This window comes from Micromonospora sp. NBC_01412 (assembly GCF_045040215.1).
GTDB classification, from domain to species: Bacteria; Actinomycetota; Actinomycetes; order Mycobacteriales; family Micromonosporaceae; genus Micromonospora; species Micromonospora rubida.
This window is the reverse complement of record NZ_CP109528.1, coordinates 5,780,880-5,793,180: the sequence shown is the minus strand read 5'-3', so window position 1 is coordinate 5,793,180 and position 12,301 is coordinate 5,780,880. Positions and strand designations below refer to the sequence as shown.

Sequence of the window (12,301 nt, the reverse complement as noted above, 5' to 3'; positions counted from 1 at the left end):
ACTCCCCTGTGGTGGGACCGCGCCGCCGGCCGGGCACCCGACACCGGGTGCGAACGTGCTCGGGCGTCAGCGCAGTGCTCTCGCTGAAGCGTACAGGCACACGGCGGCAGCCGCAGCCAGGTTCAGGCTCTCGGCGCGCCCGTGCAGCGGCACCCGCACCCGGGCGTCGGCGGCGGCGGCCAGTTCCTCGGGCAGCCCGTGCGCCTCCGAGCCGAACAGCCAGGCGGTCGGGGCGGACAGCCGGCCGCCGTCGGCGAGGTCGTCGAGGTCGCTGTCGCCGTACCCGGTGGTGGCGAAGATCGAGAGCCCGGCGGCACGTAACGCTTCGACCGCCTGGCCGGGGTCCGGCGCGCGGACCACGTCGACGTGGAAGAGGCTGCCGGCCGAGGCCCGCACGCACTTGCCGTTGTACGGGTCGACCGCGTCGCCGGCGAAGACCACGGCACCGGCACCGGCGGCGTCGGCGGTGCGCAGCACGGTGCCGGCGTTACCCGGGTCGCGGATCTCGGCGAGCACCGCCACCAGCCGGGGGCCGGCGGCGAGCGCGTCGTCCAGCGGCACGTCCAGGTGCCGGCAGACGGCGACCAGACCCTGCGGGGCGACGGTTTCGGCGAGCGCGGCGAGGGCGTCATCGGTGACCTCGGAGACCGGCACGTCGGCGCGGGCGGCGCGGGCGGCCAGGTCGGCGTACCGGTCGAGGGCGGCCGGGGTGCCGAACAGCTCGACGACGGTGCCGGGGCGGGCGAGGGCCTCCCGGACGGACTGCGGCCCCTCGGCGAGGAACCGGCCGGCGGCGTCGCGGTCGCGGCGCCGGTGCAGCCGACGGGCGGCGACGACCCTGGGGGTACGTGGGGTGAAGGGCATGGTGTCCGGCTCCGGAGCGCGACCGAGGCGCCCCCCGCGCGTCGTGGACGATACGGGAGGCACCTCGGTCGGGTGCTGGCGGATCAGGCGGCCTGGGCCGCCGCGCCACCGGTGCCCTCGGCCGCCACGGCGACGCGGGCGATCTCGACGATCGCGGCGAACGCGGTGGCGTCGTTGACGGCCATGTCGGCCAGGATCTTCCGGTCGACCTCGACGCCGGCCAGGCGCAGGCCCTGGATCATCCGGTTGTAGGTCATCCCGTTGGCGCGGGCACCCGCGTTGATGCGGGTGATCCACAACTGCCGGAAGTCGCCCTTGCGGTCGCGACGGTCCCGGTAGGCGTACTGCATCGAGTGCAGCACCTGCTCCTTGGCCTTGCGGTACAGCCGGGAGCGCTGACCGCGGTAGCCGCTTGCGGACTCCAGCAGGGTACGACGCTTCTTCTGGGCGTTTACAGCCCGCTTGACGCGTGCCATCTCAACTCCTTGTATCCGTGAAGGTGGCGCGCGTCAGCGGCCGAGCAGCTTCTTGATTCGCTTGACGTCAGCCTTGGCCAGCTCGACCGTGCCGGTCAGCCGCCGGGTCTGGGTGGAGGGCTTCTTCTCCAGGTTGTGGCGGAGGCCGGCCTGCTGGGCAACGATCTTGCCCCTGCCGGTCACCTTGACCCGCTTGCCCATGCCCGTGTGGCTCTTCATCTTCGGCATTGAAACGTCTCTCCCCTGTTACTCGCCGCTGTTGTCGGCGACTGCGCCGGTCTCGCCGGCTGGTGCGGTCTCGCCGACTGCCGCGGTCTCACCGGCTGCCGGAGCGGCGGACTCGTCCGCGGCCCGGTCCCGGGGTGCACCGCGGGACGCCGTCGCGGCGACCGCGGAGGCCTTGACCGCCCGGTGCGGAGCGAGAACCATGATCATGTTTCGACCGTCCTGCTTCGGAGCGGCCTCGACGTATCCCAGCTCCGTGATCTCGGATTCGAGCCGGCGCAGGAGCCGGTAGCCCAGCTCCGGGCGGCTCTGCTCGCGACCGCGGAACATGATCGTCACCTTGACCTTGTCGCCGGCCTTGAGGAACCGCACCACGTGACCCTTCTTGGTCTCGTAGTCGTGCGGGTCGATCTTCGGCCGGAGCTTCATCTCCTTGATGACGGTCTGCTGCTGGTTACGCCGCGCTTCGCGCGCCTTGAGTGCGCTCTCGTACTTGAACTTGCCGAAGTCCATGAGCTTGCACACCGGCGGGCGCGCCATCGGCGCAACCTCGACCAGGTCCAGGTCGACGTCCGCGGCCAGCTGAAGGGCGCGCTCCAGCGGGACGATGCCCACCTGCTCACCCTCGGGGCCGACCAGTCGGACCTCACGTGCCCGGATCTGCTCGTTCACGCGTGGTTCGACGCTGATGGGGCCTCCTCGAGTCGAGTCTCTCCTGCGTAGCCGACTCCGCGGCCCCCGTGGTGGAGGCCGATCCGGAAAGCAGAAGGCCCCGGCGTATGCCAGGGCCCGCTCGACCGGTCGGCACGATCACATGATCGCGCATCCGGGACCGGGGTGTGCCCGGAACCGGTGACCGGACCCGGCCACCGACTGGGGCGACTCGGGTGGGAGCAGGCGCTCCGCTTCAAGACCACCCGCACGTGGGACACGGGGGCAGTCTGGTCGACTCGGCAAGAGTACACCTCCACCCGATCCGACCCCAAACCGGGCGCGCAGGTCAGCCCCCGGGTCGGCCACCCTTGCGGCCCGGGTGGCTACCGGGCCGGCTCAGCGGACTGTCCGGGACGGCTCAGCGGGCGGCGAGGGCCGCGAGGTGGGCCTGGTGCAGCCGGCGCAGGGCGCGAACCCCCTCGACCGCCAGCTCCTTGTCGGCCGCCTGAAGGGCCACCATCGGCAGCAGGTCGTCGTCGTGCAGCTCCAGGCTCGCCCACGGCGCGCCCCGGTCGAAGCGCACCCCCCGGACGACCTCCCAGGGCAGCTCGTACGAGCCGATGACGTTGCGCACCCGCACGCCGCGCGCGTCCGCCTCCACCCGGGGCCGGGTGAACAGCAGAATGCCGAGCGCGCCGAAGACGCCAAGGCCGATCATGGCGAGCTGGTCGCCGCGCTGGAAGGTGCCGTAACCATTGCCGGTCGCGCCGGTCAGCGAGGTGGCCACCAGGCCGAACACCACCAGCAGGACGGCGGCCGACACCCAGCAGACCAGCCGGATCCGGCGGGGCCGCAGGATCACCGGTTCGGTATCGCTCACCCCACCAGTCTGCCATCCGGGCCCGCCGACTCACCCACCGCCACACGCGACCACCTGCCCGCGCCTCCGACCCGGGTCACCGGGTCACCGGGATTCGGCGGCGCCGGAACGGCCCTGGCCCCGGGAGTCCCCCGGGCGTACGGGGGCCACTGGACCCGCTGGGGGTGTCGGGGCCGCCTGGGCCATTGGGCCCGCCGGGGATGCGGGGGCCGTCCGGGCCATTGGGCCCGCCGGGGCTGCCGGGGCCGTCCGGGACGGCGGGACTACCGGACCGGCCGGAGTCGGTGGGCGGGTGCCGCGGCCGGCGACCACCACCGCCAGCAGGGTGAGCAGGGCGCCGACCAGCACCGGCCACCGGGGCCCCGCCCCGCCCGGCAGTGCGACGTCCAGCAGCAGGGCACCGCCGAGCTGGCCGGCGACCAGGGCCAGCCCGGTGCGCAGCACCCCGACCGCCCGGACCCCGAGCATCAGGGCCAGCACGATGCCGACGCCGAGCAGGCCACCGAGATACAGGTACCAGTCACCCGGCCAGGTCGGCTCGGGGCCGGTGAAGGCCCCGGCGAGCGCGGCGACCGCCACGATGACCGGGGTGCCCACGGCGAAGTTGATCGCGATGCCGGCCGTGGTGGTACCGGCGGCGGCGACCCGGCCGTTGAGCGCGGACTGGAGGGCGACCGCCACCCCACCCGCGACGGCGAGCAGGATCCCGCCGACGGCGACGCCGGCGACCGGCCGGCCGAACTGGGCCAGGGCGACGGCGAGCACACCGAGCAGCGCCCCGGTGACCCGGGGGCCGGTCAGCCGCAGCCGCCCGAGCGGGGCCAGCCCGGACCGGTCCGCCGCGAGCCCGCCGAGGCTGCCCCCGGCCACCTGGGCGATGGTGAACACCGCGATCCCGAGCACCGGGACGACGTACGTGGCGACCGTCACGATCACCGCGCCGCCCAGCCCGCCGAGGTACGACCACCACGGCAGCCGGGCCCGGCGCAGCGCGTCGAGCCCGGCCCGGGTGGACGGCAGGCCGAGCAGGCCCACGAGGACCACCAGGCACCCGCCGATGTTGTTGACCAGCGCGCCGAGCACCGGATCGCCGGCCCGCTCCCCCAGCGTGGCGTTGCCCGCCCCCTGCGCCGCGGACGCCGCCCCGCCGAGCACCACCAGGGCGAGGGCGACCGCCGGGGGCGGCGGCCTCACAGCCGGCAGGCGTGGATGTTGGTGACCAGGATGGCGCGGGCGCCCAGCTCGTACAGCTCGTCCATGATCCGGTGCACGTCGTCGTGCAGCACCATCGCCTGCACCGCGACCCAGCCCTCGCGGTGCAGCGGCGAGACGGTGGGCGACTCGATGCCGGGGGTGAGCGAGCTGGCCCGGTCGAGCAGCCCGGCCGGCACGTCGTACGCGAGCATCACGTAGCGGCGGGCCACCAGCACCCCGTGCAGCCGGCGCAGGAGCTGCGCCTCCTGGGCGTGCTCGGGCGCCTCGGCCCGACGGACCAGCACCGCCGAGGAGACCAGCAGCGGGTCGCCGATGATCTTCAGGCCGGCCTGGCGCAGGGTCGCCCCGGTGGAGACCACGTCGGCCACCACGTCGGCCACGCCGAGGCGGACGGCGTTCTCCACCGCGCCCTCGAGCCGGATCACGTCGGCGGTCAGCCCGTGGTCGTCGAGGTAGCGGCGGACCACCCCCGGGTACGCGGTGGCGATCCGGTGCCCGCCCAGCTCCTTCGGCGAGGCGATGGTGTCGGGGCGGGCGGCGAACCGGAAGGTGGCCCCGCCGAAGGCGAGGTCCACCACTTCCTCGGCCGGGGCGCCGGAGTCGACCAGCAGGTCCCGGCCGGTGATGCCGAGGTCCAGGTCGCCGGAGCCGACGTAGGTGGCGATGTCGCGGGGACGCAGGTAGAAGAATTCGACGTCGTTGGCCTCGTCCCGGCAGACCAGGTCCTTGGGGTCGCGGCGCTGCCGGTAACCGGCCTCGCGCAGCATCCCGGCGGCCGGCTCGGCCAGGGTGCCCTTGTTCGGAATGGCGACACGCAGCATGGCGGAGTGCTCCCTCGATCGGTGGAGAAGATCAGCGGACGGGGCACTCACAGATGTCGGTAGACGTCCTTGAGTTCGAGACCGGTGGCCAGCATCAGCACCTGCGCCTGGTAGAGCAGCTGGGAGATCTCCTCGGCCGCCCGCTCCGGGCCCTCGTGCTCGGCGGCCATCCACGACTCGGCCGCCTCCTCGACGACCTTCTTGCCGATGAAGTGCACCCCCTTCTCCAGCGCGGCCACCGTGCCCGAGCCGGGGGTGCCGGCGGCGGCCTTGGCCTGCAGCTCGGCGAACAACTCCTCGAACGTCTTCACGGGGGGCGATTCTTCCAGCACCGGCCCGCCGGGGCGCGCAGCGGGTCCCCGCCGGTGCGGCGGCGGCGGGCCGCCCGGCCCGAATTCCCTACCGAAACGGTGGGACAATCGTGCACGACGCCCGTCGATAGCCCTACGCTGTCCGCCATGCCCAGCAGCCCTCGCGCCCTCGCGCTCACCGCCGCCGGCACCGTCCTCGTCGCGGTCGCCGCCTGCGCGCCCCAGGACGACGCCCCCACCGCCAACGTCACCCCCGCCGCCACCGCGGGACCGGCCTGCACCAGGGACAACCTGCCGACCCGTACGCCGGGCAAGCTCACCGTGGCCACCGACGAGCCGGCGTACGAGCCGTGGTTCACCGGCAACAAGCCGGACAACGGCGAGGGCTTCGAGGCCGCCGTGGCGTACGCCGTGGCGGAGAAGCTCGGGTACGCCAAGGCCGACGTCACCTGGGCCCGGGTGAAGTTCGACACCGCCATCGCCCCCGGCCCGAAGGCGTTCGACTTCGACATCAACCAGTTCTCCATCACCGAGGAGCGCAAGAAGGCGGTCGACTTCTCCGGCCCGTACTACCTGGTCCGACAGGCCGTGGTCGCCCGGAAGTCCGCGAAGATCGCCGGGCGGACGTCCCTGGCCGACCTGCGCGGCGCGAAGCTCGGCGCCCAGGTCGGCACCACCAGCTACCAGGCGATCACCCAGGTCATCCGGCCGACGGCCGAGCCGCAGGTCTACAACAGCAACGACGACGCCAAGAAGGCCCTGCAGAACGGGCAGATCGACGGCCTCGTGGTGGACCTGCCGACCGCCTTCTACATCACCGGCGCGGAACTCACCGACACGAAGATCGTCGGGCAGCTTCCCCAGGTCGGCACCCCCGAGGCGTTCGGGCTGCTGCTGGACCGCAACTCCCCGCTCACCCCCTGCGTCAGCGGGGCGGTCGGCCAGCTCACCGCCGACGGCACGCTCAAGCAGTTGGAGCAGAAGTGGCTGGCCCAGGTCGCGGGGGCGGCCGAGCTCACGTGACCCTGGCACCCCACCTCCCCTCGCAGGCGCAGCAGCGGCGGGCCGCGTACCGCCGTCGGCAGACCGTCACCAGCGTGCTGGTCGCCGCCTCGTCCACGGCGGCGCTCGGCACGCTGCTGGTCGTCGCCGTGACCGGCGCACCCGGCTGGGACCGGGTCCGGGAGTCCTTCGCCGACCCGGCGATCGCCCGGGACGCGCTGCCGGCGGTGCTCACCGGCCTGTGGCTCAACATCCGGCTGCTGGTCTGCTGCGCGGCCGGCGCGCTGCTGCTCGGGCTGCTGGTCGCGCTCCTGCGCACGCTGCGCGGCCCGGTCTTCTTCCCGGTCCGGGCGCTCGCCGCCGGATACACGTACACCTTCCGGGGCCTGCCGCTGATCATCGTGCTGTACGTGCTCACCCTCGGCGTGCCCGGCCTGCGGTTGGCGGGCATGCCGTCGGTGCTGGTGCTCGGCGGGCTGGCGCTGGTGCTCACCTACGGCGGGTACCTGGCCGAGGTGTTCCGGGCCGGCATCGAGTCCGTCCACCCGAGCCAACTCGCCGCGGCCCGCTCGCTCGGGCTGACCTACCGGCAGACCATGCGGCACGTGGTGCTGCCGCAGGCCGTCCGCCGGGTCGCCCCGCCGCTGCTCAACGACGTGGTGGCGATGCAGAAGGACGTCGGTCTGGTCTCCCTCGCCGGCCCGATCGACGCGGTCCGCGCCGCGCAGATCGCCACCGCCGAGACGTTCAACTACACCCCCTACATCGTGGCCGGGGCGCTGTTCGTGCTGCTGGCGATCCCGCTGATCGCCATCACCGACTGGGCGACGCTGCGCGCGGCCCGGCGCCAGGCCGGAGGCTGACATGCCCGTGCTGACCTGTCGGAGCCTGCGCAAGTCCTTCGCCGGACACGTCGTGCTCGACGGCCTCGACCTGACCGTCGACGAGCACCAGGTGGTGGCGCTGATCGGGGCGTCCGGGTCGGGCAAGTCGACCCTGCTGCGCTGCGTGAACCTGCTGGAGGAGCTGGACGACGGCACCATCGAGCTGGACGGGGAGGACATCTCCGACCCCCGCGTCGACCCCGACCGGGTGCGCCGGCGAATCGGGATGGTCTTCCAGTCGTACAACCTGTTCCCGCACCTGAGCGTCCTGGAGAACATCACCCTCGCCCCGGTCCGGGTGCACCGGCGGGCCCGCGCCGAGGCGCAGGCCCAGGCCCGGGAGCTGCTCGACCGGGTCGGGCTGGGGGCGAAGGCCGACGCCTACCCCGACCGGCTCTCCGGCGGCCAGCAGCAGCGGGTGGCGATCGTCCGGGCGCTGGCCAACTCGCCCCGGCTGATGCTGCTCGACGAGGTCACCTCGGCGCTGGACCCGGAGCTGGTCGGCGAGGTGCTGGCCCTGATCCGCGACCTGAAGGCCGACGGGATGACGATGGTGCTGGCCACCCACGAGATGGGCTTCGCCCGGGAGGTAGCCGACCAGGTCTGCTTCCTCGACGGCGGTCGGGTGATCGAGTCCGGGCCGCCGGAGCGGGTCCTCGGCGAGCCGACCGAGCCCCGGACGCGTCAATTCCTGCGCCGGATCATCGAGGCCGGCCGCCTCTGACCGGCCGCCACGACGTCAACAGCAGCATCCAACGCTTCTCGATCCTGAATTCGCCCTGCCAGACAGGCTTGCTATGAGCCGCTGGCCTCAACTCACCCTGACAGACAGGGCCGCCGGTGGACGACGCGCTGGAAGCGCCACTGAACGCGTTCCAGATCGCCTTCGAGGGCTGGCTCACCCCGGCCAAACACTGATCATCTCAACAACCAAGATCAACCGTTGACTTGGCACTCCCGGTCCACGACACCGGTGTCATCGGGCTTCAGTATTGGCCTGAACGCAACGACGACCGCTCAATCGGAACCGCAGCAGACTCCCAGGTGGCAACAGTCGAACGAATTTCACTGTTGCTTGCCTCCAGGTAGTCCGGAATTATCAAGCCAATATTCGCATCCATCGCGTAGTACTCAATAGTTTCGGCTGTCCCGGCCAGCCTCGCATTTGGCGAAAGACCAATGCTCACCTCGAAACCTTCCGAGCCAGCCGCCACTGTTGCGCCCACAACGGCCCACGCAGTCAATGCGCCCGGAGACCCGGCTATTTTCCAATCAACACTGCGAATCCCGCGCATCACTATTATGCCAGTGTTACCCCTCAAATAATCAAAGGCCGCCCGTTGTTCAAGGAGCACAGCCGCCGTTGACCGAAGGGCATCAATCCGAACATCAAGCACCTGACACTCTTGCAGGAGCCAGGGAGATCGCAAAGGATCAGAATCCGGCCCGATAGCCGGCACGCCCTCCATTGGCTCCGACAAAAATTCTTGTATCAACACGGAGGCGTCCCTAACGTTTTTGCCGAAATATGTGCGAACGGATCCGCCTTTCCGACCGCAGTCTTACCGGTTACCGGATCCACCCCTTGCCCTGCCGCTTTCGATACACAACATAGCCGTTCGAGTTTTTGGCGAAGGATCCATGACTTCGAGCAGCTTTCACGTTCTTGTGCAGTCCTGCCGTATCCTCAGCAATATCGTAGCTACGCCCATAACCCCAATCCAGCGGTGATCCCGGAATTGGGCTGGCTCGAGCAACCCCAAGACGTTCACCGTTCGGCCGATCAGCCCTCCACCTTGCCAAGCGACACGGCTGCGTCATCGGATCACATGAAGTCAACACGTCCACCCTCGACCGTGCAGCCTCACCACGCGCCGAACCGAGCGGGACGGGGTCAGCGGCCGAAGCCGACCCGACGCCCGGCGGCGTCCAGCCCGCGTACGGCCAGCGCCGCGTCCAGCGCCGCCACCGTCGCCGACCAGCCCTTGTCCTCCGCCGAGCCGGGCAGCCCGGCCCGGTCCCGGGCCTGCTCGATGGTGTCCACCGTGAGCACCCCGTGCGCGACCGGCTTGCCCTCGTCGAGGGCGACCCGGGTCAGCCCGTCGGTGACCGAGCGGCAGACGTAGTCGAAGTGGGCGGTGGCGCCGCGCACCACCACGCCGAGGGCGACCACCACGTCGAAGCGGCGGGCCATCGCCTGGGCGACCACCGGCAGTTCCACCGAGCCGGCCACCCGGGCCACCACGGCGCGGGCGCCGCACGCCTCGGCTGCGGCGACCGCCCGGTCGGCCATGTGGTCGGTCAGCTCACCGTGCCAGCGCGCGGCGACGATCCCGACCGTCATCCCGGCGGCGTCCACCGCCGTCACCCCGGGCTCACCGAATCCCGCCATGGCTATGCTCCGATCTCGTCGCCGGCGACCGGGCGGCCCATCGGGGCCTCGGTCACCTCGTCCAACTCGTCCAACAGGTGGCCCATCCGGTCGCGCTTCGTGCGCAGGTAGCGGACGTTCTCCGGCTGCGGCTGCACCGGCAGCCCCTCCCGGCCGGTGACGGTCAGGCCGTACCCCTCCAGCCCGGCCCGCTTGGCCGGGTTGTTGGTCAGCAGCCGCATCGAACGCACGCCCAGGTCGTAGAGGATCTGCGCGCCCGTGCCGTAGTCCCGGGCGTCCGCCGGCAGCCCCAGGTCGAGGTTCGCGTCGACGGTGTCCCGGCCCAGGTCCTGCAACTGGTACGCCTGGAGCTTGTGCAGCAGGCCGATCCCGCGCCCCTCGTGCCCGCGCACGTAGAGCACCACCCCGCGGCCCTCCCGGGCGACCCGGGCCAGCGCGGCCTGCAACTGCGGGCCGCAGTCGCAGCGCAGCGAGCCGAACACGTCACCGGTGAGGCACTCCGAGTGCACCCGGACCAGCACGTCCTCCCCGTCGCCGAGCTCCCCGATGACGAGGGCGATGTGCTCGGCCGGGTCGTGCTCGGCGCGGTAACCCAGCGCCCGGAACACCCCGTACGGGGTGGGCATCCGGGCCGCCGCCATCTGCTCCACCTGCTTCTCGGTGCGCCGCCGGTGGGCCACCAGGTCGGCGATGGTCACCAGGGTCAGGCCGTGCTCGGCGCAGAACTTCTCCAGGTCGGGCACCCGCATCATGGTGCCGTCGTCGTTGACCAGCTCACAGAGCACACCGGCGGGACGCAGCCCGGCCAGCCGGGTCAGGTCGATCGCCGCCTCGGTGTGCCCGGCCCGGCGCAGCACCCCGCCCTCGCGGGCCCGCAGCGGCACCACGTGCCCGGGCCGGGCCAGGTCGGTCGGGTCGGTGGACGCGTCGGCCAGCAGCCGGATGGTGTACGCCCGGTCGGCCGCCGAGATGCCCGTGCTGATGCCCTCCCGGGCGTCCACGGTCACGGTGTACGCGGTGCCCCGCCGGTCCTGGTTGGTGTGGTGCATGGGCGGCAGGTCCAGCCGGTCGCACTCGCCCTCGGTCAGCGGCACGCAGATGTAGCCCGAGGTGTAGCGGACCATGAACGCGACCAGCTCCGGGGTGGCCAGTTCGGCCGCGAAGATCAGGTCGCCCTCGTTCTCCCGGTCCGCGTCGTCGACCACGACGACGGGCCGGCCGGCGGCGATGTCCGCCACCGCCTGCTCAATGCTGGCGAAAGTGCTCATGCGACGGCCTCCGAGTAGCTGGGCGGGAGCGGGACGCGGGCCGGGCGGACGGCGCGTGAGGCGCGCCACCAGGCGGCGAAGCCCCAGGCGCAGAAGGCGCCGTAGACGAGGTACATGACGGCGGACGGGTAGAACCCGCCGCGCAGCAGCAGCGGCACGCCGACCACGTCCACCGCGATCCAGATCAGCCAGAAGTCCACCCAGCCGCGGGCCATGCCGTAGGTGGCCAGCAGGCTGCCGGTGAGGATCCAGGCGTCCGGCAACGGCCCCCACGAGCCGAGCGCGGCCAGCACCGGGTACGCGACGGCGGTGCCGACGGCCGCGGCCACCAGCAGACCGAGCCGTTCCCGGCCGGTGGCCCGGCGCGGCACGACCGCGGCGTGGTCCCCGTCGGCGCCGAGGCGGCGGTTGCGCGACCAGCGCCACCAGCCGTAGAGGCTGACGGCGAAGAAGAACACCTGCCGGCCGGCCTGGCCGTAGAGGTCGTGCGCCTGCGGGGTGACGAACACCCCGCCGAGGAACACGGTCAGCAGCAACGCGTTGCCGATCATGCCGACCGGCCAGGCCCAGACCACGCGGCGCATGCCGAGCAGCGCCGAGGCCAGGCCGAAGACGTTGCCGACGATCTCCCGCACCAGCACCGGCGAGCCGGCGATGTGCAGCTGGGCGTCGAGCAGCCAGCCGAGCGGCTCCATCACCGCTGGTCCCCGCCGGCGGCCCGGTCGCCGAGCAGCCGCTCGACGTACTTGGCCAGCACGTCCACCTCCAGGTTGACCGGGTCGCCGACGGCGCGGGCGCCGAGGGTGGTCAGCTTGAGGGTGGTGGGGATCAGCCCGACGGCGAACCAGTCCGGCCCGACGTCGGCCACGGTCAGCGACACCCCGTCGACGGTGATCGAGCCCTTCTCCACCACGTACCGGGCGAGGGTGGCGGGCAGGCGGAAGCGGACCGTCTCCCACTGCTCGGCCGGCTCCCGGGACAGCACCTCGCCGACCCCGTCGACATGGCCCTGCACGATGTGCCCGCCGAGCCGGCTGTTCAGCGCGGCGGCGCGTTCCAGGTTGACCGGGGCGCCCGTGCCCAGCCCGCCGAGGGCGGAGCGACGCAGCGTCTCCCCCATCACGTCGGCGGTGAAGACGCCGGCGTCGACGTCGACCACGGTGAGACAGACTCCGTTGACCGCGATGGAGTCGCCGTGCCGGGCGTCGGCGGTGACCAGCGGCCCGCGGACGGCGACCAGCGCCGAATCACCCCCGGTCTCGGTCACTGCGACGACCTCGCCCAGCTCCTCGACGATGCCGGTGAACAT

16 protein-coding genes are annotated in these 12,301 nt (G+C 72.3%); 3 read left to right on the top strand and 13 right to left on the bottom strand.

Annotated elements, in window-relative coordinates; all coding sequences use genetic code 11:
• Positions 1 to 66 precede the first annotated feature (66 nt).
• The 8 genes from OG617_RS25600 to OG617_RS25565 all read right to left on the bottom strand — a co-directional run bounded on the left by OG617_RS25600 (position 67) and on the right by OG617_RS25565 (position 5,446).
• Positions 67 to 864, bottom strand: coding sequence for a TrmH family RNA methyltransferase (locus OG617_RS25600; protein WP_405095497.1), 798 nt, complete (start codon positions 862 to 864; stop codon positions 67 to 69).
• 83 nt (positions 865 to 947) lie between these two features.
• Positions 948 to 1,340 carry a 50S ribosomal protein L20 gene (gene rplT, locus OG617_RS25595; protein ID WP_396683974.1) on the bottom strand — a complete coding sequence of 131 codons (393 nt, stop codon included), beginning with the start codon at positions 1,338 to 1,340 and terminating at the stop codon, positions 948 to 950.
• Positions 1,341 to 1,373: 33 nt separating this feature from the next.
• On the bottom strand, positions 1,374 to 1,568 hold the full coding sequence (gene rpmI / locus OG617_RS25590; protein ID WP_161691510.1) for a 50S ribosomal protein L35: 195 nt from the start codon (positions 1,566 to 1,568) through the stop codon (positions 1,374 to 1,376).
• A gap of 18 nt (positions 1,569 to 1,586) precedes the next feature.
• Positions 1,587 to 2,237 carry a translation initiation factor IF-3 gene (gene infC / locus OG617_RS25585; RefSeq protein ID WP_396683971.1) on the bottom strand — a complete coding sequence of 217 codons (651 nt, stop codon included), beginning with the start codon at positions 2,235 to 2,237 and terminating at the stop codon, positions 1,587 to 1,589.
• 400 nt (positions 2,238 to 2,637) lie between these two features.
• On the bottom strand, positions 2,638 to 3,099 hold the full coding sequence (locus tag OG617_RS25580; RefSeq protein WP_396683969.1) for a PH domain-containing protein: 462 nt from the start codon (positions 3,097 to 3,099) through the stop codon (positions 2,638 to 2,640).
• A gap of 84 nt (positions 3,100 to 3,183) precedes the next feature.
• A complete protein-coding gene (locus OG617_RS25575) occupies positions 3,184 to 4,293 on the bottom strand; it encodes a DMT family transporter (RefSeq protein WP_405095496.1) in 1,110 nt (369 codons plus the stop codon).
• Positions 4,290 to 5,135 (bottom strand): ATP phosphoribosyltransferase, encoded by an 846-nt coding sequence (hisG, locus tag OG617_RS25570; RefSeq protein ID WP_396683965.1) that lies wholly within the window; start codon positions 5,133 to 5,135, stop codon positions 4,290 to 4,292. The genes OG617_RS25575 and hisG overlap by 4 nt, the downstream gene beginning before the upstream one ends.
• A gap of 47 nt (positions 5,136 to 5,182) precedes the next feature.
• Entirely contained in the window at positions 5,183 to 5,446 is a 264-nt protein-coding gene (locus tag OG617_RS25565; protein WP_036375234.1) for a phosphoribosyl-ATP diphosphatase, read from the bottom strand.
• Between the two features lie 147 nt (positions 5,447 to 5,593).
• Here OG617_RS25565 and OG617_RS25560 point away from each other — a divergent pair, with 147 nt between their 5' ends.
• Genes OG617_RS25560 through OG617_RS25550 form a run of 3 tightly spaced genes read left to right on the top strand, consistent with a single transcriptional unit; the run spans position 5,594 to position 8,056 of the window.
• The gene (locus tag OG617_RS25560; protein WP_405095495.1) at positions 5,594 to 6,469 is read left to right on the top strand and encodes an ABC transporter substrate-binding protein; all 876 of its coding nucleotides are present in this window, start codon (positions 5,594 to 5,596) and stop codon (positions 6,467 to 6,469) included.
• Positions 6,466 to 7,311, top strand: a complete 846-nt coding sequence (locus OG617_RS25555) for an amino acid ABC transporter permease (protein WP_405095494.1) — start codon at positions 6,466 to 6,468, stop codon at positions 7,309 to 7,311. Before OG617_RS25560 ends, OG617_RS25555 begins: the two co-directional genes overlap by 4 nt.
• Before the next feature lies 1 nt (position 7,312).
• Positions 7,313 to 8,056: an amino acid ABC transporter ATP-binding protein gene (locus OG617_RS25550; protein ID WP_405095493.1), complete on the top strand. Its 744-nt coding sequence runs from the start codon at positions 7,313 to 7,315 to the stop codon at positions 8,054 to 8,056.
• A 262-nt stretch (positions 8,057 to 8,318) separates the two neighbouring features.
• Here OG617_RS25550 and OG617_RS25545 read toward each other — a convergent pair whose 3' ends face one another.
• From OG617_RS25545 to OG617_RS25525, 5 genes are all read right to left on the bottom strand, one after another.
• The gene (locus OG617_RS25545) at positions 8,319 to 8,831 is read right to left on the bottom strand and encodes a hypothetical protein (RefSeq protein ID WP_405095492.1); all 513 of its coding nucleotides are present in this window, start codon (positions 8,829 to 8,831) and stop codon (positions 8,319 to 8,321) included.
• A 395-nt stretch (positions 8,832 to 9,226) separates the two neighbouring features.
• On the bottom strand, positions 9,227 to 9,724 hold the full coding sequence (ribH, locus tag OG617_RS25540; RefSeq protein WP_396683955.1) for a 6,7-dimethyl-8-ribityllumazine synthase: 498 nt from the start codon (positions 9,722 to 9,724) through the stop codon (positions 9,227 to 9,229).
• 2 nt (positions 9,725 to 9,726) lie between these two features.
• Positions 9,727 to 10,992 carry a bifunctional 3,4-dihydroxy-2-butanone-4-phosphate synthase/GTP cyclohydrolase II gene (locus OG617_RS25535; RefSeq protein ID WP_405095491.1) on the bottom strand — a complete coding sequence of 422 codons (1,266 nt, stop codon included), beginning with the start codon at positions 10,990 to 10,992 and terminating at the stop codon, positions 9,727 to 9,729.
• Entirely contained in the window at positions 10,989 to 11,687 is a 699-nt protein-coding gene (pnuC, locus tag OG617_RS25530; RefSeq protein ID WP_405103950.1) for a nicotinamide riboside transporter PnuC, read from the bottom strand. The genes OG617_RS25535 and pnuC overlap by 4 nt, the downstream gene beginning before the upstream one ends.
• Positions 11,687 to 12,301 carry a riboflavin synthase gene (locus OG617_RS25525; RefSeq protein WP_405095490.1) on the bottom strand — a complete coding sequence of 205 codons (615 nt, stop codon included), beginning with the start codon at positions 12,299 to 12,301 and terminating at the stop codon, positions 11,687 to 11,689. Before OG617_RS25525 ends, pnuC begins: the two co-directional genes overlap by 1 nt.